Source organism: Amycolatopsis regifaucium, from assembly GCF_001613935.1.
Taxonomy (GTDB): Bacteria; Actinomycetota; Actinomycetes; order Mycobacteriales; family Pseudonocardiaceae; genus Amycolatopsis; species Amycolatopsis regifaucium.
Genome location: NZ_LQCI01000017.1, coordinates 14,658 through 37,155, shown reverse-complemented (window position 1 = coordinate 37,155; position 22,498 = coordinate 14,658). Strand labels below are relative to the sequence as shown.

At 69.2% G+C, this 22,498-nt stretch carries 19 protein-coding genes; 11 read left to right on the top strand and 8 right to left on the bottom strand.

The genetic code is table 11. The features are described 5' to 3' along the window. The first annotated feature begins 2 nt into the window (after window positions 1-2). The 5 genes from AVL48_RS19175 to AVL48_RS19155 all read left to right on the top strand — a co-directional run bounded on the left by AVL48_RS19175 (window position 3) and on the right by AVL48_RS19155 (window position 9,246). Window positions 3-2,531: a hypothetical protein gene (locus AVL48_RS19175; protein ID WP_061987889.1), complete on the top strand. Its 2,529-nt coding sequence runs from the start codon at window positions 3-5 to the stop codon at window positions 2,529-2,531. A 343-nt stretch (window positions 2,532-2,874) separates the two neighbouring features. Further along, the gene (locus tag AVL48_RS19170) at window positions 2,875-7,848 is read left to right on the top strand and encodes an NAD-glutamate dehydrogenase (RefSeq protein WP_061987891.1); all 4,974 of its coding nucleotides are present in this window, start codon (window positions 2,875-2,877) and stop codon (window positions 7,846-7,848) included. Beyond that, window positions 7,848-8,267: an acyl-CoA thioesterase gene (locus AVL48_RS19165; RefSeq protein ID WP_061987893.1), complete on the top strand. Its 420-nt coding sequence runs from the start codon at window positions 7,848-7,850 to the stop codon at window positions 8,265-8,267. The genes AVL48_RS19170 and AVL48_RS19165 overlap by 1 nt, the downstream gene beginning before the upstream one ends. Next, window positions 8,260-8,895, top strand: a complete 636-nt coding sequence (locus AVL48_RS19160; protein ID WP_061987895.1) for a DUF8010 domain-containing protein — start codon at window positions 8,260-8,262, stop codon at window positions 8,893-8,895. The genes AVL48_RS19165 and AVL48_RS19160 overlap by 8 nt, the downstream gene beginning before the upstream one ends. A 63-nt stretch (window positions 8,896-8,958) precedes the next feature. Then, window positions 8,959-9,246, top strand: coding sequence for a hypothetical protein (locus AVL48_RS19155; RefSeq protein WP_061987897.1), 288 nt, complete (start codon window positions 8,959-8,961; stop codon window positions 9,244-9,246). An 87-nt stretch (window positions 9,247-9,333) separates the two neighbouring features. Here the strand turns inward: AVL48_RS19155 and AVL48_RS19150 are convergent, their stop codons facing one another. After that, window positions 9,334-9,975: a DUF305 domain-containing protein gene (locus AVL48_RS19150; protein ID WP_061987899.1), complete on the bottom strand. Its 642-nt coding sequence runs from the start codon at window positions 9,973-9,975 to the stop codon at window positions 9,334-9,336. 87 nt (window positions 9,976-10,062) lie between these two features. Here AVL48_RS19150 and AVL48_RS19145 point away from each other — a divergent pair, with 87 nt between their 5' ends. Next, on the top strand, window positions 10,063-11,511 hold the full coding sequence (locus AVL48_RS19145; RefSeq protein WP_061987901.1) for an LVIVD repeat-containing protein: 1,449 nt from the start codon (window positions 10,063-10,065) through the stop codon (window positions 11,509-11,511). 78 nt (window positions 11,512-11,589) lie between these two features. Here AVL48_RS19145 and AVL48_RS19140 read toward each other — a convergent pair whose 3' ends face one another. The 3 genes from AVL48_RS19140 to AVL48_RS19130 are packed head-to-tail and all read right to left on the bottom strand — an operon-like array spanning window position 11,590 to window position 14,536. Next, window positions 11,590-13,143, bottom strand: coding sequence for a glycoside hydrolase family 13 protein (locus AVL48_RS19140; RefSeq protein ID WP_061987903.1), 1,554 nt, complete (start codon window positions 13,141-13,143; stop codon window positions 11,590-11,592). After that, window positions 13,143-13,538 (bottom strand): globin, encoded by a 396-nt coding sequence (locus AVL48_RS19135; protein ID WP_061987905.1) that lies wholly within the window; start codon window positions 13,536-13,538, stop codon window positions 13,143-13,145. The genes AVL48_RS19140 and AVL48_RS19135 overlap by 1 nt, the downstream gene beginning before the upstream one ends. Window positions 13,539-13,558: 20 nt before the next feature. After that, window positions 13,559-14,536 carry a mechanosensitive ion channel family protein gene (locus AVL48_RS19130; protein WP_061987907.1) on the bottom strand — a complete coding sequence of 326 codons (978 nt, stop codon included), beginning with the start codon at window positions 14,534-14,536 and terminating at the stop codon, window positions 13,559-13,561. 421 nt (window positions 14,537-14,957) lie between these two features. Between AVL48_RS19130 and AVL48_RS19125 the strand changes: the two genes are divergently transcribed. Beyond that, complete coding sequence (locus AVL48_RS19125; protein WP_037319481.1) at window positions 14,958-15,452, top strand: HNH endonuclease; 495 nt, start codon at window positions 14,958-14,960, stop codon at window positions 15,450-15,452. A 143-nt stretch (window positions 15,453-15,595) separates the two neighbouring features. Here the strand turns inward: AVL48_RS19125 and AVL48_RS19120 are convergent, their stop codons facing one another. Beyond that, window positions 15,596-15,967 carry a hypothetical protein gene (locus AVL48_RS19120; RefSeq protein ID WP_061987909.1) on the bottom strand — a complete coding sequence of 124 codons (372 nt, stop codon included), beginning with the start codon at window positions 15,965-15,967 and terminating at the stop codon, window positions 15,596-15,598. A gap of 300 nt (window positions 15,968-16,267) precedes the next feature. On the opposite strand from AVL48_RS19120, the gene ctaJ reads away from it, so the two are divergent. Further along, on the top strand, window positions 16,268-16,531 hold the full coding sequence (gene ctaJ, locus AVL48_RS19115; RefSeq protein ID WP_061987911.1) for an aa3-type cytochrome oxidase subunit CtaJ: 264 nt from the start codon (window positions 16,268-16,270) through the stop codon (window positions 16,529-16,531). Then, a complete protein-coding gene (locus AVL48_RS19110; RefSeq protein ID WP_061987913.1) occupies window positions 16,518-17,000 on the top strand; it encodes a DUF5130 family protein in 483 nt (160 codons plus the stop codon). The genes ctaJ and AVL48_RS19110 overlap by 14 nt, the downstream gene beginning before the upstream one ends. A 103-nt stretch (window positions 17,001-17,103) precedes the next feature. On the opposite strand, the gene pepN is transcribed toward AVL48_RS19110, so the two are convergent. Then, window positions 17,104-19,677 (bottom strand): aminopeptidase N, encoded by a 2,574-nt coding sequence (gene pepN / locus AVL48_RS19105; protein WP_061987915.1) that lies wholly within the window; start codon window positions 19,675-19,677, stop codon window positions 17,104-17,106. A 165-nt stretch (window positions 19,678-19,842) separates the two neighbouring features. Here pepN and AVL48_RS19100 point away from each other — a divergent pair, with 165 nt between their 5' ends. After that, entirely contained in the window at window positions 19,843-20,463 is a 621-nt protein-coding gene (locus tag AVL48_RS19100; protein WP_061987917.1) for a mycothiol-dependent nitroreductase Rv2466c family protein, read from the top strand. Here AVL48_RS19100 and AVL48_RS19095 read toward each other — a convergent pair. Together AVL48_RS19095 and AVL48_RS19090 are read right to left on the bottom strand one after the other, a co-directional pair. After that, on the bottom strand, window positions 20,460-21,263 hold the full coding sequence (locus AVL48_RS19095) for an MBL fold metallo-hydrolase (protein WP_061987919.1): 804 nt from the start codon (window positions 21,261-21,263) through the stop codon (window positions 20,460-20,462). The two genes, AVL48_RS19100 and AVL48_RS19095, sit on opposite strands and share 4 nt — an antisense overlap. Continuing rightward, on the bottom strand, window positions 21,260-22,105 hold the full coding sequence (locus tag AVL48_RS19090) for a 2-phosphosulfolactate phosphatase (protein WP_244162393.1): 846 nt from the start codon (window positions 22,103-22,105) through the stop codon (window positions 21,260-21,262). The genes AVL48_RS19095 and AVL48_RS19090 overlap by 4 nt, the downstream gene beginning before the upstream one ends. On the opposite strand from AVL48_RS19090, the gene AVL48_RS19085 reads away from it, so the two are divergent. Further along, a complete protein-coding gene (locus AVL48_RS19085; RefSeq protein WP_061987970.1) occupies window positions 22,025-22,498 on the top strand; it encodes a ribose-5-phosphate isomerase in 474 nt (157 codons plus the stop codon). The two genes, AVL48_RS19090 and AVL48_RS19085, sit on opposite strands and share 81 nt — an antisense overlap.

Genomic DNA, 22,498 nt, shown 5'->3' with positions numbered 1-22,498 from the left:
CCGTGGAAGCCAGCAAGCGCCAACGGCCGGGCCCGCCCACCACCATGGTGGGTGGGCGGACGGCTGCCACCGGGGGAACCTTGTCCGCTGTCGGAAGGCTGATCGAACGAGCGGACGCCCTGCACTTGAGGGCGCCTGAACTCGCACTGGTCCTCGGGGAGCGCGCGGCCGCGCTCGCCGAGGCGGCCGGTGCCGACGAGCAGTGGATCCGCGCGGAGAGTCTCGTGGTGACCGCTCGGGTGCGGCTCGGTGGCCGTCCCCGGACGGTCGGCCGGGCGGTGGCCGCCTTGCGCGCCGCCGAACACGCGGGCTACGGCGACATCGCGGCCCGGTTGAGGATCGACCTCGCGGTCTGCGCGCGCAGTGTCGGCATTCCGCTGACCGGGCTGGCCGCCTTGCGTCCGCTGCTGGCGGATCCGGCGGTCTCGCCGGTGCACCGGGCCGAGGCGTTGTGCCATCTCGTCGGCTGCCTGGCGCAGTTCGGCCGGAAGACGGAGCTGGACCGCGTGCTCGCCGAAGCGGACAAGCTCGTGCTCGGCGACGGCTCGATGACGGCGGATTCGCAGCTGCTGATCCGCGCGATGCTGCGGGTCGGGGTGTCGGCGCATCGTCGTCGGCACGGCGATCTGACGGCGGCGGCGGACGCCGCGCGGACCGGGCTGGGCATGCTCGAAAAGCTCGCGAACCCCGATGACGACGGCGGTCTCGTCCGGATCCGGCTGATCCTGCAACTCGTCTGCACGTTGCTGGACCGGGGCGACACGGAGATGGCGCTGGAGCTCGCCCAGCCGGTCCTCGACGCGCCCGTCCGCGCCGCCGGGATCTCGCCTGCCGCGTGGTTGCGGCTGGCGGTGGCCACCCGCGTCCTGCTACCCGCGGGCTCCGGGGAAGCCGCGGGCATGCTCGTGCGCGAAGCGGTCGCCGGGACCGAGGATCACGGCCTGCACGCTGTCACCGCCCGGTTGTGGCTGGAACTCGCGCAGATCGAGGAACGGCTCGGCCGTCCCGAGGAGGCCATCGGCTGCCTGCACCGTTCGCGTGCCGCCGAACACCTGCACGCCCGCGCGCGCAGGCAGGCGTGCAACGTCCTGGTCGGCGAGTTCGGCGCGGCCGAGAACACCGCGGTCGATCTCGACGACGTCCTGCGGGCCGTCACCACGCGTCCGGCCGCCACCGCGGTACCCGAGCCCGCCCCGGCCGAGGTGACCGCGGTGATGGCGCCGATCGACGTGGCGCCGCCGAAGCGGGCGGCCGCCGAACCGCCGGTCCGCCGTGAACCGCCGCGGCCCGTGCGGCAGAACAGCCATGCGGCGCCCGAGCCGTCGCGGCACACGCCGGCCCAGCCTCCCCGTCCCGTCGTCCCTCCGCGTCCGGAGGAGTCACCTGCCGCGGAAAAGACCGAAGCGCCGGTGTTGAAGCCGCCGTCCCGCCCGGAGCCGCCGCGCGAAGCCGCGGCGTCCGCCGGCGACTGGCGTCGCCGGGTACCGAAGAAACCCCAGGAACCCAAGCCGTCGATCAGGTTCGAGCCCAAGGCCGAACCGGCCGCGCCGACACTGAAGCCGCCGCCGAAACCGGCACCGCGACCGGAGCCGGAGCCCGGGCGGCGCAGTCGTCCGGAACCTCCTCCCGCTCGCGAGCAGGTCGCCTCCGCGGCACCCGGCCCCACGGTCACCCGGTCGGAAACCCCGGTTCCGGCCGCGCGGCACCGGCCTGAGCCGCCCGTGCGGTACGAGGAGCCGTCGCCGGAACCGGTGATCCCGGAACTGCTCCTGGCTCCCGAACCCGCCGCCGAACCCCGGCCGCGGATCGCGGCGGAAACCGAACCACCGCGTCCCCCGGGGACCGCCGCCCCGTTGTGGGAGAGCGACGAATGGGCGGCCGAAGAACGCGCCCGCCGGTCGACCACCCCCGTCTCGCGGACGACCAGGCACGACGCCGAACACGGTTCCGTGGCGGCGAAATCGGTGCTGGACCGGCTCGGGATCTCCAGCACCGGCGGGCAGGGTGGTGGCCGCCGTCGTGCGGACAACACCGCGGACGCGCATCCCGGCCCTGCCCCCGAAGAACGCGCCGAAACCGGACACGTCCGCCGGGAGCAGGCGCCGGTGGAGTACGCCGAACCCGCCGTCCCGCTCGCGCCGCCGCCTCGGGAAGACCCGGCGCCGTCGTTCCCCGGCAACACCCAGGAAGACGTCCGGGAAGGTGCCCGGGAAAGTTCTTCGCAAAGCGCCAAGGAAGAGGTCGTGGAGCCGTGGTTGCCCCGGCTGCGGATGCCGCCGGCGCTGGACCCCTTGACCGACACCGGTTCCTGGCGGCCGATCACGCCGTTCCCCGAAAGCTACGCCCGCGCCATCGCGGAAGACGAGCCGCCGCCGGACGCCGGTCTCGCCGACCTGCTCGCCCGCGCACTCGCCGAGCATCAGGCCGGCACCGCGAGCGCCGCCGCGCTCGTGAAACAACTCGGTTCCCAGGACTCGGGAAAGCGTCCGGTCAACGGCCGCGACCGGCACCGCGCCAACGGGAGCGACTGACCCGGCGATAGCAAAGGTCCCTTGCTGCACCTCGGTCGGAGCAGGTCTCACTGGAACGATTCAGTCGGCCGGGTGAGGCTGTGCGCCGGTCCGGTGAACGGGAATGGGTGCTGGTCACCCCCGGTGCGACGGGGCGGGCGAAGGGCCGGACAGACCGTCGATGTGACCGGCCAGTAGCTGAACCGATCACGGCGATTCCGGTAGCTGAGCAGGGAAATCTTCGACGGACGGGAATGACCCGGCCGTGTGGTGCCGTCAGTCCGGAGCTGTAGGTTGGGGTCTGGGCCGGTACAGAGTCGTGCCGGTCGCGGTGTCAATCTCGCACAGTGGAGAGTTGTCTCAAATGAGCTCGACGGGAGTCTCGTCCCCGCCCGGAACAGATGTCGGCACCGAAGACGGCGCCCGGCGCCGGTCGGTGAACCCGGAGCAGATCCGGGACGACCTGATCGACGCCGCCGCGGCGTACGCCCCGGAGATCGGCGACCTGATCCGCCTGTACTACCGGCACATCCCCGCCGAAGAGATTCTCGGTGACGACCCGGTCGACCTCGTCGGCGCCGTCCGCTCGCATCTGCAGCTGGCCAAGGACCGGATGCCCGGCCGTCCCGCGGTGCGCCTGCTGAACCCGACCGGCCCCGAAGACGGCTGGACGCGTGAGGCCACCGTCGTGCAGGTCGTCACGGACGACATGCCCTATCTCGTGGATTCCGTCGCGGCCGAGTTCGCCCGCGACGGCGTGCAGGTGCAGCGCATCGTGCACCCGATCGTCGTGGTCAGCCGTGATCTGACCGGTGAACTGCTGGCGGTCCACCCGGACGCCGACCCGGCCGAGCCGCCGTCGAATTCGGCGGCCGAATCGTGGATGTACATCGAGATCGACCTGGTGACGGACCCGAACCGCGCCCGCGAGCTGGACAACCGGCTCTCTTCGGTGCTGGGCGACGTGCGCGAGGTCGTCGAGGACACCGACAAGATGGCGGAACAGGCGCGCCGTCTCGCCGACGAGCTGGACGAGAACCCGCCGAACCTGCCCACCGGTGAGGTCGCCGAAGGCGCCCGCCTGCTGCGCTGGCTCGCCGACGGGCACTTCACCTTCCTCGGCTACCGCCGCTACGAGCTGATCGACAACCCGCATCCCGGCAACGACGAGCCCGCCTTGCGCGCGGTGCTCGCGACCGGGCTGGGCGTGCTGCGCCAGGACAGCCTGGCCGCGCGCAGCCTCACCGCGGGGCCCGACACGGCGGTGTCCGCGCTCGCGCCGACGCTGCTGGTGCTGACCCAGGCAAGCGCGCCGTCCACCGTGCACCGTCCGGTCTATCCGTACTACGTCGGCGTGAAAACGTTCGACGACAACGGAAACGTCACCGGCGAACACCGCTTCCTCGGCATGTTCACCACCACCGCCCTGCACGAGAACGTGCTGGACATCCCCGTGGTGTGCAACAGGGTTCGCGAGGTCATCCACCGCGCGGGCTTCCCGATGGAGTCCTTCTCCGGCCAGCGGATGCTCGAAGTGCTGCAGAACTGGCCGCGGGCCGACCTGTTCTCGGCCGACACCGATTCGCTGTACTCCACGACGACCGGCGCGATCACGTTGTCGGATCGACGGCGGCTGCGGCTGTTCCTGCGCCGCGACCCGTACGGGCGCTTCTACTCCTGCCTCGTGTACCTCCCGCGCGATCGCTACACGACCCGTTCGCGGCTCGCGATGCAGGAGGTGCTGCTCGAAGAACTCGAAGGCACGCAACTGGAGTACAGCGCGCGCATCGGGGAGACCGTGCTCGCGCAGGTGCACTTCATCGTGCACACCGACCCCTCGCAGCGGTCGGAACCGGACACCCTGCGCATCCAGGAACGGCTCAACGAAGCCGTCCGCAGCTGGGACGACCGGATGGTCGAGGCGATCCTCGCCGAACGCCGCGAGCGTGCCGGGGACAGCGGTGTCGCGATCGGCTTGCTGGGGGAGGAGTCCGCGGGTGAACAGGGGCAGCGGTTCGCCGCGGTGTTCCCCGAGGGCTACAAGGAGGACTTCAGCGCGCTCGAAGCGCTCGCCGACCTCCGTGCCCTGGAGTCGCTGACCGACGAGGGTGACCTGTCGATGTCGTTCTACCTGCCCGCCGACGCCGAGGCGGGGGAGCGGCGCTTCAAGCTGTACCTGCGCGGCGAGGGCGTCACCCTCTCGAAGGTGCTCCCGGTCCTGCAGCGGATGGGCGTGGAGGTCGTCGACGAGCGGCCCTACGAACTGCGCCGCGAAGACGGCGGCCGGTCGTGGATCTACGACTTCGGCCTGCGGATCGACCCGCAGGTCCTCGACCACGCGGACACCGACCTGCGCGTCCGCTTCCAGGACGCGTTCCACGCCGCCTGGCGCGGCGACTGCGAGGTCGACGGCTTCAACGGGCTCGTCCTGCGCGCCGGGCTGACCTGGCGTCAGGCGGCCATCCTGCGGGCCTATTCGCGGTACCTGCGCCAGACGAAGATCCCGTTCTCGCAGGAGTACATCGAGAACACCGTGCTCGCGCACACCGACATCGCCACCGCGCTGGTGCGGCTGTTCGAGACCCGCTTCGACCTCTCGATCAGCGCCGAGGCCCGCGCGTCGCAGGCCGATCAGCTCACCGCCGAGATCGGCGAGCTCGTCGACGAGGTGACCAGCCTCGACGAGGACCGGATCCTGCGGCGCCTGATGGCGGTCATCCTCGCCACGCTGCGCACGAACTACCACGTCACCGACGCGGAGGGGAGTCCCCGGCAGTACCTGGCGCTCAAGCTCGATCCGAGCGCGGTGCCCGAACTGCCCGAGCCGCGGCCGAAGTACGAGATCTTCGTGTACTCGCCGCGGGTCGAGGGCGTGCACCTGCGCTTCGGCGACGTCGCGCGCGGTGGCCTGCGGTGGTCCGACCGCCGGGAGGACTTCCGCACGGAGATCCTCGGCCTGGTCAAGGCGCAGGCGGTCAAGAACGCGGTCATCGTGCCTGTCGGCGCGAAGGGCGGCTTCGTCGTGAAGCGCCCGCCGACGGCCACCGGTGACCCGGGCCTGGACCGTGACGCTCAGCTGAACGAGGGCATCGCCTGCTACCGGATGTTCATCTCCGGCCTGCTGGACGTGACCGACAACCGCGTCGAGGGCAAGACCGTCCCGGCACCGGGCGTGGTCCGTCACGACGGCGACGACAGCTACCTCGTGGTCGCGGCCGACAAGGGCACCGCGAAGTTCTCCGACATCGCGAACGAGGTTTCGGCGAACTACGGGTTCTGGCTCGGCGACGCCTTCGCCTCGGGTGGATCGGTCGGCTACGACCACAAGGCCATGGGCATCACCGCGAAGGGTGCCTGGGAGAGCGTCAAGCGCCACTTCCGCGAGCTGGGCAAGGACACCCAGACCGAGGACTTCACCGTCGTCGGCATCGGCGACATGATGGGTGACGTCTTCGGCAACGGGATGCTGCTCTCGGAGCACATCCGGCTCGTGGCCGCCTTCAACCACCTGCACATCTTCCTCGACCCGAACCCGGACTCGGCGACCTCGTTCGCCGAGCGGCGGCGGCTGTTCGACCTGCCGCGGTCCTCGTGGGAGGACTACGACCGCTCGCTGATCAGCGAGGGCGGTGGCGTCTACTCGCGGTCGGCGAAGACGATCCCGATCAGCCCGCAGGTCCGCGAGGCGCTCGGGCTCGGCGAGGACGTCACGAAGCTGGCGCCGAACGACCTCATGCAGGCGATCCTGCTGGCGCCGGTCGAGTTGCTGTGGAACGGCGGTATCGGCACCTACGTCAAGGCCGAGAACGAGACCCACGCCGACGCGGGCGACAAGGCCAACGACGCCTTGCGCGTCAACGGGAACCAGCTCCGCGTCAGAGTCGTCGGCGAGGGCGGCAATCTGGGCTTGACCCAGCTCGGCCGGATCGAATTCGCCCGCGCGGGCGGCAAGATCAACACCGACGCGCTCGACAACTCCGCCGGCGTCGACTGCTCCGACCACGAGGTCAACATCAAGATCCTGCTGGATCACCTGGTCTCGACCGGATCGCTGGGCGCCGAGCAGCGCAACGAGCTGCTGGAGCTGATGACCGACGAGGTCGGCGAGCTGGTGCTGGCCGACAACTACCGGCAGAACGCCGTGCTCGGGGTCAGCCGGGCGCACGCCGGGCCGATGGTCTCGGTGCACCAGCGGCTCGTCGCGGCGCTGGTCGCGAAGGGCGCCTTCGACCGCAAGCTCGAAGCCCTGCCGAGTTCGGCGGAGTTCCGCGCGCTGGAGAAGGCGAACGAGGGCCTCACCTCACCGGAGCTGGCGACGCTCATGGCGCACGTGAAGCTCGACCTCAAGGACGAGCTGCTGGCGAGCGAACTCCCGGATTCGGAAGTGTTCTCGCGGCGCCTGCCGGAGTACTTCCCGAAGCCGCTGCGCGAACAGTTCGGCGAGGCGATCTTCCAGCACCCGCTGAAGCGCGAGATCATCACCACGATGGTGGCCAACGAGGTCGTCGACGGTGCCGGGATCTCCTACGTCTTCCGCCTGATGGAGGAGATGAACGCCACCGCGACCGACGCCGTCCGCGCGTACGCCGTGGTCACCCAGGTGTACGACCTGCCCTCGCTGTGGGCGCAGATCGACGCGCTCGACAACGTCGTGCCGACCGAGGTCGCGGACGAGATGATGCTGGAGACCCGCAGGCTGCTCGACCGGGCGGCCCGCTGGTTCCTCACCAACCGGCCGCAGCCGCTGGCCCCGCTCGCCGAGATCAACCGGTTCGGCCGGGTCGTCGGCGAACTGGCCCCGCGGGCGCACGAACTGCTCCGCGGTGTCGAATGCGCGTCCGTCGACGACAACGCCGAGCGGCTGGTCCAGCACGGTGTCCCGGCCGAACTGGCCCAGCGCGTGGCGCTCCTGCTGCACACCTTCGGCCTGCTCGACGTCACCGACGTCGCGGAGATGGCCGAGCAGCAGGTCGGGATCGACGCGGTGCACAGCCCGGCGGAGACCGCGGCGCTGTACTACGCGCTGTCCGATCATCTCAGCGTCGACAAGATGCTGACCTCGATCAGCGGTCTCGAACGCGGCAACCGCTGGCACGCGCTCGCGCGGCTGGCGCTGCGGGACGACGTGTACGGCTCACTGCGGGCGATCACGCTGGACGCGTTGCGGCACAGCGATTCGGGCACCGACCCGGATGAGAAGATCGCGCACTGGGAGAAGACCAACGCGTCGCGGCTGCAGCGCGCCAGGGTGGCGCTGGACGAGATCGGCAAGTCCGGCAAGCTCGACCTGGCGACGCTGTCGGTGGCCGCGAGGCAGATCCGGAGCACGGTGAGGTAGTGAGCTACATTTCCCTCATCCGGCCACGCTGGTCGGATATGGACGTCTACGGGCACGTCAACCACGCGAATCTGGTGACCCTGCTCGAGGAGGCGCGGATTCCCCTGCTGTTCGGGGACGCCGTCCGGGCCGGGCTCACCGAACTGCCCAAGGGCATCGTGGTGGTGAAGCTGGCCGTCCATTACCGTTCGCCGATCGTGGTGTCCGATCAGGACATCCGGGTGGAGATCTCGTTGAAGGACTTGAAGCACGCCAGCTTCACCCTTGGCTACCGGGTGCACGCCGGGCCCGCCGAGGTCGACAAGGTCGCGGTCACCGCGGAGACGGTGCTCGCGCCGTACGACACGGTGACGGAGCGGCCGCGGCGGCTGACCGAGGACGAACGCGCCTTCCTGGAGAAGGGGTTCGCGGATGCCTGAGCTCGTCATCCCGGACGCGGGTGACCGCGAAACGCTCGGCGCGTTCGTGGCCAGGGCGGTCCGGCTCGACCAGAACACCCTGGTGCGCTTGCGTCAGCGCGGCGACGGTGTCGTCGAGGCGTGGAGCGCGACCCCGTTCGACGTCCTCGCGACCAGGGCCGTCGCCGGCGACATCACACCGTCGGACGTCACGGTGTCCGGCAACGAGCTGCTCGCCGCGCTGACCGTGGCGGGCGGCGAGCGGATGGATCCGGGGCCGGCCAGGGACCTGATGTGGCATTCGGAGCTGCCCGCGCCGGGGCGCTGGCAGCTGGTGGACGAACTGCCGGCGACGGTGATCTCGGAGCTCGCCGATCGCGGGGTGGCGCTCGCCCGCGACAACGTCGGCCCGCACGGCAACCCGCCCGCGTCGCTGATGGACCAGGCGGTGCTCACCGTCACCGGCGGTGAGCTGGAGATCAAGGTCCAGATGCGGTGCCTGTTCGCGTTGTCCGGGATGGGCTTCCTCGACTCGTCGATCGCCGACGACGTCGTCCGCGTGACCGCGACGGATTCGTGGATGCGCATCGACGCGCGTTACGGCGCCGTCCTCAAGCGCCGCCACGCCCTCCTGCCCCTGCTGTTCTGACGGGTTTCTTACCGCCGCACGCCGCGGGTGGCTTCCGGCCGCCCGCGGTGTCAGGCTGTCCCCATGAGCGATAAGGACGCCGGCAAGGACGGGGAGGATCCGACCGCGGACTTCCTCGCCGAGGTCCGGCCGGAGGAGACCCCGTGGCGGACCGAGCGGCCGCCGGGTGAGGAGGCGCCGGAACGGGCCGAGCGCCCGGAGAAGTGGGGCCGGGCCAAATCGGCCGGACGGGCCGCGGCGAAGGCGGCTCCCTATGTCCAGGCCGCCGCGCTGGCGACCTGGATCGTGTCGGGCACCCTCGACGACTCCGGCTCGGACGCCGGCGACTTCGGCGCCTCCAACGACGCCTGACCCCCTCGAACCTCCCGCATTCAGTCCTCTGAACGCGGTGGTTCGTGTCGCCGACTACCGCGTTCAGAGGACGAAACGCATGGACGGCTAGAGCGTCGCCCGCATCGCCTTCATGCGCTCGATCTCGGCGGACTGGCCGGTGATGACCTCCTGCGCCATCTCCTGGGCCTTGATCTCCACTCCCTTGCCGAGCTGGGCTTCGGCCATCGTCAGCGCGCCCTGGTGGTGCGCGATCATCAGGTCGAGGAACAGCTTCTCGAAGGCCGTGCCGGAGGCCGCGCGCAGCTCGGCCAGCTGCGCCTCCGTCGCCATCCCGGGCATGAGCGCGTGATCGTGGTGCCCGCCGTGCCCGTCGTGACCCTCCCCGGGCACCGGCTTGCCGCGGTCGGTGAGCCACGTCCTCATCATCGTGATCTCACCGTCCTGGGCGACCGAGATCCGGCTCGCGATCGCCCGGATCCGCTCGTTCGCCGTCTTGCCCGGCACCAGCTCGGTCATCACCTTCGCCTGCTGGTGGTGGGGGATCATCATGGTGATGTAGTCGACGTCGGCCTGGTTGGGCTGATCGCGGTTCACCGGGCCGGGAGCGACGGTGCCCGCCTGCTCACCCGGCTTTCCGGGGACGATCACCGGGGCGCTGGACGCCGGCGCGGCGGGGGTTTCGTCGCCGGTGCAGCCCGAGACGAGGAACGCGGCGACGAAGAGCGCCGATGTCAAACTCTTTTTCATCCCGGGAGATCCTCCATTGGTCGGTATCTGCTGAGCCTAAATAAGGAATAAGGTGCGCGTAAAGCTGGGTGGAAGGAGAGCCATATCGTGCTGCAGCCTGGGCTGAAACGCCGCTTGACCAGGGTCTTCGTGTCGGCGGCCGCAGTCGCCGCCCTTGGCGCCTCGAGCGCGCTCGTCGCGCCGGCCGTCATCGCCGAACCGTCGGCGACCACGATCCCCGGGGTGGACGAGATCGTCCACAGCCCGAACCTCCGGTCGATCGCGAACGTCCCGCAGCAGGGACCGTTCACCAAGGACTCGACCGGAACGGACATCGCGTTCACCAAGGGACACGCGATCGTCGGCACCTACGACGGTTTCAACGTCTTCGACGTCCGCAACCCCTACCGCCCGAAGATCGTCAGCCAGGTCCTCTGCCCCGGTGGGCAGAACGACGTGTCGATCTCCGGCGACCTGCTCTTCCTGTCGACCGACTCCTCGCGCAGCGACAACTCGTGCAACAGCGTGTCGAAGCCCGCGTCGGAGAAGTCGGCGTGGGAAGGCATCAAGATCTTCGACATCTCGAACCTCGCGGCACCGAAGTACGTCGCGGCGGTCGAGACCGACTGCGGTTCGCACACCAACACGATGGTGCCGGACAAGAACGGCAAGAACGTCTACGTGTACGTCTCGTCGTACGCGCCGGCGGCGAACCTGCCCGACTGCCAGCCGCCGCACGACAAGATCTCGATCATCAAGGTCCCCGTCAAGGACCCGGCGAAGGCCGCGCTCGTCGCGACCCCGGTGCTGTTCCCGGACGGCGGCAACGCCGGCGGCGACAACCCCGACGGCACCCGCCGCTCGCCGACCACCGGTTGCCACGACCTGACGGCGCTCCCGGAGAAGGACCTGATGGCCGGTGCCTGCATGGGTGACGGCGTCCTGTTCGACATCTCCGACCGCCTCAAGCCGCGGGTCCTCAGCCGGGTCCAGGACAACGTGAACTTCGCGTTCTGGCACTCCGCCACCTTCAACAACGACGCCAACAAGGTCGTCTTCACCGACGAACTCGGCGGCGGTGGCATGGCGACCTGCCTGGAGAAGTTCGGCTCCACCCGCGGTGCCAACGGCATCTACGAGATCACCGGCCGCGGCGACAACCGCAAGCTGGAGTTCCGCAGCTACTACAAGATCCCGCGGCTCCAGTCCGAGACCGAGAACTGCGTGGCGCACAACGGCTCGCTGATCCCGGTGCCGGGCAAGGACATCATGGTCCAGTCCTGGTACCAGGGCGGCGTCTCGGTGTGGGACTTCACCGACTCGGCGAAGCCGAAGGAGATCGCGTACTGGGAGCGGGGCCCGCTCTCGAACGAGAAGCTCGTCGGCGGCGGCACGTGGTCGGCGTACTGGTACAACGGCTACATCTTCTCGTCCGACATCGTGAAGGGACTCGACGTCCTCGAACTGAACGACTGGCGGACCTTCCCGGCGAAGTTCGTCCGGCAGAACCAGTTCAACGCCCAGACGCAGTACAAGCTGCACCCGGGCATGAACTGATCCCGTAGCGCGCTATGAAAGGTCCTTTCCTTGCAAATTTTGCAAGGAAAGGACCTTTCATTGCATTCCCGGGGGCGCTCAGACGAGCCAAACGGCCGCGTCCGGTGGCAGTTTCCCGTCCACCAGCCCCGCGCTGGAGAGCAGCACCTCGCCCGGCGGCAACGCGATCGGGCTCGCGGAGGTGTTCAGCGCGCAGACCAGCCCGCCACCTCGGCGCCGGAACGCGAAACAGCCCGCCGGGGCGCCGTACCACTCGAGGTCGTCGCCGCGGAAAGCCCGGTGCGACTTCCGGAGCTCGATCGCCCGCCGGTACAGCGACAGCGTCGACGCGGGATCCTCCAGCTGCGCTTCCACCGTCACCGACGCCCAGGACGCGGGCATCGGCAGCCACGTGCGCGGATTGCGCGAGAAACCGAACGGCGGACGGTCGCCCTCCCACGGCAGCGGCACCCGCGACGCGTCGCGGCCGAATTCGGCGCCGGAGATCTTCGCGCGCGGGTCGGCGAGCGCCTCGGCTGGGAGGTCGACGTTGCCGAGGCCCAGTTCTTCGCCGTTGTACAGGTAGATCGTCCCGGGCAGCGCGAGTTCGACCAGCGCCATCGCCCGCGCCCGCCGCACGCCCCGCTCGCCACCGCCGTACCGGCTGACCTGCCGCCAGACGTCGTGGTTGCCCAGCGTCCAGGTGGCGGAGGCCCCGGCGGACTTCGGCACCGCCAGCGACCGCTCGATGGCCGTCCGCAGCGCGTCGGCGTCGAAATGCGTGAGCACGAGCCGGAAGTTGAACGCCAGATGCAGTTCGTCCGGCCGCAGATACCGCGCGAGGCGTTCCTCGTCGGTCACCCAGATCTCGCCGACGGCCATCGCGTGCGGGTACTCGTCGAGGACCTTGCGGATCATCTGGTGGATCTCGTGGACCCGGTCGTTGTCGAATCGCGGGTCGTAGAACTCGCTCGGCCCGAGCGGGTTCACCCGCGGGTCCATGTCCGGCAGGCCCGGCGGTTTCGCCATGCCGTGCGCGACGTCGATGCGGAAACCGTCCACCCCGTGGTCCAGCCAGAACCGCAGGGTCCGCTCCAGATCGGCGGCCACCTCGTGGTTGGTCCAGTTCAGATCCGGCTGCTGCGGCGAGAACAGGTGCAGGTACCACTGGCCGTCCGGGACCCGGGTCCACGCCGGGCCGCCGAACGCGCTGACCCAGTTGTTCGGCGGCTGGTCGCCGTGCGGGCCGAGCCCGTCACGGAAGATGTAGCGGTCCCGTTCCGGGCTGCCCGGCGGCGCCGCCATCGCCGATTTGAACCAGGCGTGGGTGTTGCTGGTGTGGTTGGGGACGACGTCGACGGTGACCTTGATGCCGCGTTTGTGCGCCTCGGTCAGCAGGACGTCGAAATCGCCCAGGGTGCCGAACATCGGGTCGACATCGCGTGGATCGGCGACGTCGTACCCGTGGTCGGCCATGGGCGAGCGGTAGAACGGCGTCAGCCACAGTGCGTCGACCCCGAGAAGCTCCAGGTACCCGAGCTTGCCGCGGATGCCTTCGAGGTCACCGACGCCGTCCCCGTCGGAATCGGCGAACGAGCGCACGTAGACCTGGTAGAAGACCGCCTGGTCCCACCAAGCCACGTCGCGCTCCATCACACGAAACTGTTCATCATGCTGTTGGCCGCCATCTCCAGGTACGCCCACAGCTGGGAGCGGTACGGCTCCTCGATGCGCTCCTCGTCGACCGCGATCTTGATGCAGCGCAGCCAGGCGTCGCGTTCGATCGGGCCGATCTTGAACGGCGCGTGCCGCATCCGCAGCCGAGGGTGGCCGCGCTGATCCGAGTAGGTGTGCGGGCCGCCCCAGTACTGCATGAGGAACAGCCGGAAGCGTTCCTCCGCCGGCCCGAGGTCTTCCTCGGGGTACAGCGGGCGAAGGACTTCGTCGACGGCCACCTCGGCGTAGAACCGCGCGATGATCCGGGTGAAGGCCGGTTCACCGCCGATCGCCTCGTACAAGGTCGTGGGGTCTGGTTCGCTCACGGGCACACTTCCATTCTGCCCTTGTCCTACTGGGCGGCGGGGCCGGTCGACATAAAGCGCCCCAGAGGGGGTTCGAAGCCCGCCTCGTCGAGTGCGGCGAGCAGGTGCGCCCGCAGCGCGCGCTGCACGGACCACTGCTTGCCCGGGCGGACCTTCACTGTCATGCGGACCTTGATGCCTTCGGGCGTGACGGTCTCCACACCGAGCATCTCGGGCGGCTCCAGCACGTTGGGGGCCAGCGCCTCGCTCTCCAGCAGCGCGGTCGACTTCTCGGCCATCAATTCGATGGCCTTTTCGACGTCGGCGGAGTAGCTCAGCGGAACGTCGACGACGGCCACCGCGAAGCCCTGGCTCGAGTTGCCGACCCGCAGCACCTCGCCGTTACGGACGTACCAAACGGTGCCGTTGATGTCACGCAGGGTGGTGATCCGGAGGCCGACGGCCTCGACGGTGCCGGACGCCTCGCCGACGTCGACGACGTCACCGACGCCGTACTGGTCTTCGATCATCATGAAGATGCCGGAGAGGAAGTCCTTGACCAGGTTCTGCGCGCCGAAACCGAGCGCCACCCCGACGATGCCGGCGGAGGCGATGATCGGTGCCAGGTCGATGCCCAGTTCGCCCAGGACGAGGATGAACGCGAGGCCGTAGATGAAGAACGTCGCCATCGACTTCAGCACCGAGCCGATCGTGGCGGCGCGCTGACGGCGTCGTTCCATGACCGCCGACCCGAGCACTTCGGGAGCCTTCTCCCGCAGCGGTCTCAACAGGGCGGGCAGCTTCTTGGAGCCGCTCGGCATCCGCGTCACGCGGTTGATCAGGCGACGGACCAGGTACCGCAGCAGGAACGCCACGGCCATGATCAGCAGGATCTTGATCGGCTTCGTCAGCAGCCAGCCGGCCGACGCGGAGAGCCATTCGTTGTTTGTGACCTGGAACACCTGGCCGCAGAAGGTGCTGGCGTCCTTGACGCAGGCCGGAGGTTCGGTGGGCAGCAGGTTCACGGAGAAGAATTGTCCTTTCCAGCTCGGCGGGGACCGTTCGCGCTGCTGGGCGCGGCGGGAGCCCCCGCGGATGCGAAACACCCATCTTCAGGTGGACGCGGGGTCGCGCGCATGTGACACGTCTTGTAACACACGTGCACTTTGGGGCTGATCTGTGGTCGACTATGCCTGCACCGGTGGAGGTGGTCGAGTGCCAGACCGACAACCCATCCCCCTCGGCGTCCCGAGCCAAGCCTTGGCCGGACAGGCGCCGGAGGTCGTGTTGCGCGCTCATCCGGGAGGTGCCCCCTCGCACGGGGCCCTACCGGGCGGGCCGGGAACCCGGCCAGGGGGTGTTGCCCGCCCGCCCGGACAGCGTAGAGGGCGGGATCCGTCGCCTACGGCGGCACCCACGACGACTTCGTGGGGTCGCAGACGGGTATTGCTGTTGAACGCCACGTTCGAGCCGCTCACGGCGCTGCCGTTGCGGCGCGCGGTGGTGCTGGTGATGTGCGGCAAGGCCGAGGTGGTGCATGGCGACCCCGGAGGGCTCGAACTGCACGCCGCCACGGTTTCACTGCCCGTGCCTTCGGTGATCCGGCTGAGTACCTACGTACGCGTGCCCTACCGCGCGCAGGTGCCGCTGACCCGGGCCGGGCTGATGCACCGCGACCGGTACCGCTGCGCCTACTGCGGGGGAAGGGCCGAGACGATCGACCACGTCGTCCCGCGCAGCCGTGGCGGTCCCCACAGCTGGACGAACTGCGTGGCCTGCTGCGCCAAATGCAACCATCGGAAGGCGGACAAGCTGCTGTCCGAGATCGGCTGGCGGCTGCGCGTCGTGCCGAGGGCCCCGCACGGGCCGCACTGGCGGCTGCTCGCCCACTCGAAGGAAGCGGACCCGTTGTGGCGGCCGTACCTGGGAACGGCGGCCTGACCGGGGCCTGAAGAAACGTCGGCGCCCCGGCTGCCTTCCGGCGGCCGGGGCGGGCCGATGATGCCGTCGTGCTGCTCGGTACCGCTGAAAATCACGCAATCTCCTACTGCCGCGTCTCGCCGTCCGGCCGGTCGTGCTCGGGCTCAGGCGGCCAGCGCGAAGTCGTTCTTGCAGGTCACGCGGGTGCCGCGAGTGACGCGCGTGCCACGGGTGACCCGGGTTCCGCAGGTGACACGAGTGCCGGCCGTGACGCGGGTGCCGCGTGTGACGCGCGTACCCCGGGTGACGCGGGTTCCACAGGTGACGCGAGTGCCGGCGGTGACGCGGGTGCCTCGGGTCACCCGGGTGCCACGGGTGACGCGGGTGCCGGCGGTGACCCGGGTACCGCGAGTGACACGAGTACCCCGCGTAACCCGTGTGCCCGCCGTCACACGCGTGCCGGTGAAGAATTCAGTTTCGAAGAGTGACGAAATGTCGTCGTTGATCGCCTGGCCGGGTGTCTGGGTGCTCTGCATGACATATCCTCCTGCGACCGGTGCGTTACCTGCTGGGGTGGGGAAGCTGGGCGCAAGGCCCGTACAGGTGAAAAAGCTACGAGGATTTCAAGGCCGCGACAAGACGACAGCGCCCGGTGCGGCCGCCCGTACGTTGAGTTGCAACCTTTCGGCCTTGAGGGCTTCGGCTCAACGTGGGAGCGCTTTCGCGGCAAGCGGCGGACGGCCCCTCCCGGACGGCGAGTGGTGAGCGGCACGGAGCGCGTCACGGGACCGGGTGCGGCACGGCGTTCCGTACCCGGGTCGGATACGCTCACGCGCGTGAACCTTGTCGAGACGATCCTGGTCTTCGCGGTGATCCCTCTGGCCATCTACGCGCTTTGCGGGGTGGCCACGCTGCGGTCGAAGGGCGCGGGCAACGCCCGGTACCGGCCGGGGCAGCCGTGGGAGTACCCGGCCATGTGGTGGAGCGCCAACCCCGAGGGGGTCGGCGCCAGGCATTCGCACGCGAGCGTGGGCGGTGCGACCGCCGTCGGTGCGACGGACGGAACTTCGGTGACGGGAGGCGCTCGTGGCAACTGGTGAACTGACCCACGCGTCCGCAGCTGTTGACGAAGAGCCCGGTTACGGCGCCGCCGTTACCTCCAGCGGCCGGATTTCCGCTGCCAGGATGTACGAACCGGCTGGGCCGAACAGCCCATTCTCGACCCAGCAGCTTGCCCGGCTGGACGAGGCGCTGACGCTGGCCAGCCGTGAGACCGGCCTCGACTTCAGTGTGTACCTCGGCGAGCTCGGCGACGACACCCGCGCGGCCGCCGAAGGCCTGCTGGCCTCGACCGACAACCCGGCCGACGCCGTGGTCGTCGCCGTGTCGCCCGGCCAGCGGGTCATCGAGATCGTTACGGGCTCGCAGGCCCGGTACCGCCTGCCCGACCGCGGCGCGAAGCTCGCCGTGGCCAGCATGGTGGCCTCCTTCAAGGAAGGCGACCTCATCGGCGGCCTCGTGAACGCCCTGCGCATGCTCAGCGACCAGGCCGGCTCGCCTCGGCACTGACGCTCGCTTCAAGCACTTTCAAGTGCAATGAAGGGGCCTTTCATCGCAAAATTTGCGATGAAAGGCCCCTTCATTGCGTTACGGGACCGACCGCCTCACCGGACTAGGCGTCGGCCTGCGAGTCGAACTCACGGGCGGCCAGCGCGCGGACGATCCCGGCCCGGCCTTCCGAAACGAGACGGCGCAGCGCCGCCGGGTGCTCCCCGGCCAGCCACGTGTCCGACGCCTCAACGGTCGACGGTTCGACCGCCCACGACGGGTACAGCCCGACGACGGTCGGCTGCGCCCGCTCGCTGGAGCGCCGCTGCCACACCTCGTCGACGACGTCGAAGTAGCGTGTCACGTAGTCGCCGAGCAGATGCTTCTGACCGGGGTGGGAGAACCCGGTGATCAGCGAGTCGCTGACCGCGTTGGGCAGCTCGTCGTCGTACACCGCCCGCTGCCACGCGTCGGCCTTCGCCTCGCTGGTCGGCCGGAGCGCCCGCGAGCGCTCCGCCTGCCGCCGCCCCGCGGCGGTGTCGTCCTTGGTGAGTTCCGCGTCGATCTCGGCGTTCTCCGCCTTGCCGTGCGCGACCAGCGCCTGCAGCAGCCGCCAGCGCAGGTCGGTGTCGACGGTCAGGCCCTCCAGCGGTGCCGTGCCGTCGAGCCAGCCCGCGATGATCGCCAGCGTCTTTTCGTCGAGCACGCATCCGGCGAGCGAGTTCACGAACGCGAGCTGGTGGTCCGAACCGGCCTCGGCGCCCTGTGCCAGCTCCAGCAGCCGTCCGGAGAACTCCGGCCAGCCCTTGTCCGCCGCCCAAGCCGGGTTCGCGTACGAGTTCAGCGCCGTCTGCGCCTGCAGCAGCAGCCGCTGCACGACGCCGACCTCGGTCTCGGTGTGCACGCCGCGCTGGACCAGCGTGACGAAGTCGCGGGCCTTGAGCTCGGCCTCCCGCGTCATCTCCCAGGCCGCCGACCAGCACAGCGTGCGGGGCAGCGGATCGGTGATGTCGGCGATGCGGTCGATCAGCGTGGTCAGCGACGCCGGGTCGAGCCGCATCGTGCAGTAGGTCAGGTCGTCGTCGTTGACCAGCACGAGCTTGCCTGCCGGGAGACCGACCAGCTCCGGCACGTCGGTGCGTTCGCCGTCGACGTCGAGTTCGACGCGGTGCTTGCGCACGATCTTGCCGTTCTCGTCCTCGTCGTAGACGCCGACCGCGACGCGGTGCGTCCGCAGCTCACCGGCACCCGGCTTGGCGCCGGTCTGCGTGACCGCGAAGGAGGTGTACGCGCCGTCCGCGCCGACCTCGTAGCGCGGGCTCAGCGAGTTGAGACCGGTGGTCTCCAGCCACTGCGCGCTCCACCACGACAGGTCGCGGCCCGAGGCCTCTTCCAGCGCGCCCAGCAGATCCGCCAGGGTCGCGTTGCCCCAGGCGTGCTTGCCGAAGTAGACCTTCAGGCCTTCGAGGAAGTGGTCGAGCCCGACGTAGGCGACGAGCTGCTTGAGCACGCTCGCGCCCTTGGCGTAGGTGATGCCGTCGAAGTTCACCTCGACCGCGTGCAGGTCGACGATGTCCGCGGCGATCGGATGCGTCGAGGGCAGCTGGTCCTGCCGGTACGCCCACGACTTCTCGATGTTCGCGAAGCTGGTCCAGGCGTTCTTGTACTCGGTCGCCTCGGCCTGCGCGAGCACGCTCGCGAAGGTCGCGAACGACTCGTTCAGCCACAGGTCGTCCCACCAGCGCATGGTGACCAGGTCGCCGAACCACATGTGCGCCATCTCGTGCAGCAGCGTCTCGGCGCGGCGCTCGTAGGCGTAGCGCGTGACGCGGCTGCGGAAGACGTAGTCCTCCAGGAAGGTGACGGCGCCCGCGTTCTCCATCGCGCCCGCGTTGAACTCCGGCACGAACAGCTGGTCGTACTTGGAGAACGGGTAGGGGGTGGCGAACTTCTCGTGGTAGAAGGCGAAACCCTGCTTGGTCTCGGTGAACAGCCTGTCCGCGTCCATGTGCTCGGCGAGCGAAGCGCGGCAGTAGATGCCGAGCGGGATCGTGCGGTGGTCGTCGGAGTACTCGTCGCTCCACTCGCTGTACGGGCCCGCGATGAGCGCGACCAGGTAGGTCGAGATCCGCTCGGACACGGCGAAAACGGTGCGGACGGCGCCTTCCGGGGTCTCTTCCGTCGACTCGACCAGCGCGTTGGAGATGACCTTCCAGTCCTTCGGCGCGAGCACGGTGAGCCGGTAGACCGACTTGAGGTCGGGCTGGTCGAAGCAGGCGAACATGCGCTTGGCGTCGGCGGTCTCGAACTGCGTGTAGAGGTAGACGCCGTCGTCGACCGGGTCGACGAAGCGGTGCAGGCCCTCGCCGGTGTTCATGTACCGGCAGACCGCGTCCACGACGAGTTCGTTGGACTCGGCGAGCGACGGCAGTTCGACGCCCTTGTCCTCGACGTACCCGCTGACGTCGAGCTCCGTCCCGTTGAGGACGGCCGACTCGATCCCCTCGGCGACGATGTCGACCCACGACGCTTCGCCGCTCCTGGCGCTCGCGAACTTGATCGTCGTCTTCGACGTGAAGGTCTTCTCACCGGGACCGCCGCGGCCGTCGGTCAGATCCAGCTCGATGTCGTAGGACTCGACGTCGAGCAGCTCCGCGCGCAGCTTGGCTTGGTCTCGGGTCAGGTTGGGGGCGGGCACTGGCACCTCTGGTCATCGGTATCGGTTTTGGTTTCCAACTACTGGCATCCAATCATGTCCGGGGTGGTGCTGACGACGGGAACAACACCGACGGCCGCGATGTTGGCTCGCTGTGTAGCACTCCGTAGGCACCGCTCCACCAGACGATGGCATTGGGAGAACTTGATGACCGCCCCGTCCGAGACGACCAAGGTCGACTTCTACTTCGACCCGATCTGTCCCTTCGCCTGGATCAGCTCGCGCTGGATCCTCGAAGTGGAAAAGCACCGCTCGCTCGATCTGCGCTTCCGGATCATGAGCCTTTCCGAGCTCAACAGCGGCCGCGAGGACCTGCCTGAGCAGTACAAGGAGCTCTTGAGCCAGGGCTGGGGCCCGGTCCGCGTCGCGACCGCGCTGGCGCAGAAGAACGGCGAGGAGGCCCTGCGCGAGTTCTACACCGAGTTCGGCACGCGCCACCACAATCAGGGCAACAAGGACATCCCGCAGGTCATCAAGGAGACCCTCGAGGCCATCGGCGCCCCGGCCGAACTGGCCGCGGCCGCGGAGTCGGCCGAGTACGACGAGGCGCTGAAAAAGAGTCACTACGAAGGTATGAACCCCGTCGGAATGGACGTCGGTACCCCGACCATCCATATCGACGGTGTCGCCTTCTTCGGCCCGGTGCTCAGCTCGATCCCGCGTGGCGAGGACGCCGTCAAGATCTTCGACGGCGCCCGCGCGCTCGCGAGCTACCCGGACTTCTTCGAACTGAAGCGCACCCGGACCGGGGATCTGAACTTCGATTAAGGGGTCTCCAGGGCGGCCCTGGTGACATCGTCGGGGTAGGGGGACTTCGCGACGGCTTCGTCCGTCGTGAGGTCTCCTGCCTTGATCCGCGTCTTGAGCGCGACGAGTTCGCGCAGCCCGTCGCGGTGCTTCGCGATGAACGCGGTGTCGACCGGGTCTCCGTGCCCGGCGACGATGATCTTCGGTTCCAGCGCGAGGATCGCGTCCATCACGCCGGGCCATTCGGCCAGCGAGGTGCCGTCGTTGAAGGAGAACGCGCTGAAGCCCGCTTCGGCGTTCTCGACGGCGTCGCCCGCGTAGAGGACACCGGCGTCGGGGACGTGCACGAACAGATCGTGGTCGGTGTGGGCGTGGCCGAGGAACCGCAGCACGACGACGCGGCCGCCGAGGTCGATCTCGGCGGTGTCGACGACCGGTTTGTCCGGCAGGGTGATCTCGGTGCGTTCCAGCGCCTCCGCCATCTCCGGGCGGTTTTCGCCGAGATAGTGCTGGATCCATTTGAGCCGCGCGCCGTCGCCGTAGGTGGTCAGCTCGGTCAGGCACCCTTCGTGCGCCCAGACGTCGCACGGCAGGAACGCCGTCGTGCCGAAGGCATGATCGAAATGCGCGTGCGTGTAGACGACCGACCACGGCAGCGGGGTGATCTCCCGGACCGCCGCGGCGAGTTCGGCGCCCTGGTCGACGTCGCCCCGGACGTCGACGACCAGGCAGCGTTCACTTCCGACGACCAGGCCGACCGTCAAGTCCAGCTCCTCGTAGCGACGGGCGTACACGCCGTCCGCGAGTTCGAGCCAAGTCACGAATCCTCCAGAATTCCGTTGCGCAGCACAGGCACCGTGCCGCTGATGTCGAGCTTCGCGGCCAGCCTCACGTCGTTCGCGTGCCCGGCCGCGACGAGCTCGCGCCCTGAAGAACACTCTGTCAGTGCTTCGGCGATGTCGATCGCTTTTGCCGCGACGGCCGCCAGACTGGCTTCAGCGGACAGGCGGCCGTAGCCCTCCAGTGCCGCGACGATCGCTCCAGCGCCGAGTTGGTCCTCCACACACGGCCTCAGTGGTCCGAACGTCTTGGCTTCGGTACGGATGTCGATGCCCCAGCGTTCCCCGGCCGGGATGACGCCGATCGGTCGCCCGTCCGCGAGTTCCGCCGCACGGGTGGCGACGGCGGTCGCGTTGCGCAGGCAGCCCGCCAAGACTTCGGTACCGGTCGTGGCGGCGGCGTCGCAGAGCGTGGCGCCGTTGGGGGACGGCAGCGCCAGGAGTGTGCCGGAAGGGATTTCCGTCACAGACGAAGGTCGCAAAGTCCATTCGCTTTCACCCGCGAGGATGGCACCGCGCGCTTTCGCGGCCTCCTCGCCGCGGCGATCGTGCCAGCGGACGGGCAGCACCCGGCCACCGTTTCCCAGCACGAGATCCGTTGTGGTGCAGAAGGAAAGCACGTCGACGACGACGAGCACGGCGCAGTCCGCGCCCAAGGCGGTGACACCTTCGGGTCCCCATTCGAGCCTGATGTCCACCCCCACAGCATGCCCGCGCCGGAACGTGATGGCAGACTCCGCACCGTGCGTGTTTACCTTGGCTCTGACCATGCCGGTTTCGAACTGAAGAACCACCTCGTGGCCCATCTCAAGGAGCAGGGTCACGACGTCGAGGACGTCGGTCCCTTCGTCTACGACGCGGCGGACGACTACCCGGCCTTCTGCATCGAGGCGGCCCGCCGGGTCGTCGCGGACGAGGGCAGCCTCGGCATCGTCGTCGGCGGTTCCGGCAACGGCGAGCAGATCGCGGCCAACAAGGTGAAGGGCGCTCGCGCCGGCCTCGCGTGGAGCGTCGAGACCGCGAAGCTCACCCGCGAGCACAACCACGCCCAGCTGATCGGCGTCGGCGCGCGGATGCACACCGCCGAAGAAGCGACCGAAATCGTCGACGCCTTCCTCGCGACCCCGCCGAGCCCGGACGAGCGGCACGGCCGCCGGGTCCAGCAGATCGTCGACTACGAGAACACCGGCTGGCCGCCGCCGCTGCCCGAGCACTGA

Coding starts and splice junctions, on each gene's coding strand:
- AVL48_RS19170 (WP_061987891.1), top strand. CDS start 2,875: ATGAGCTCGACGGGAGTCTCGTCCCCGCCCGGAACAGATGTCGGCACC.
- AVL48_RS19160 (WP_061987895.1), top strand. CDS start 8,260: ATGCCTGAGCTCGTCATCCCGGACGCGGGTGACCGCGAAACGCTCGGC.
- AVL48_RS19155 (WP_061987897.1), top strand. CDS start 8,959: ATGAGCGATAAGGACGCCGGCAAGGACGGGGAGGATCCGACCGCGGAC.
- AVL48_RS19150 (WP_061987899.1), bottom strand. CDS start 9,975: ATGAAAAAGAGTTTGACATCGGCGCTCTTCGTCGCCGCGTTCCTCGTC.
- AVL48_RS19140 (WP_061987903.1), bottom strand. CDS start 13,143: ATGGAGCGCGACGTGGCTTGGTGGGACCAGGCGGTCTTCTACCAGGTC.
- AVL48_RS19120 (WP_061987909.1), bottom strand. CDS start 15,967: ATGCAGAGCACCCAGACACCCGGCCAGGCGATCAACGACGACATTTCG.
- AVL48_RS19100 (WP_061987917.1), top strand. CDS start 19,843: ATGACCGCCCCGTCCGAGACGACCAAGGTCGACTTCTACTTCGACCCG.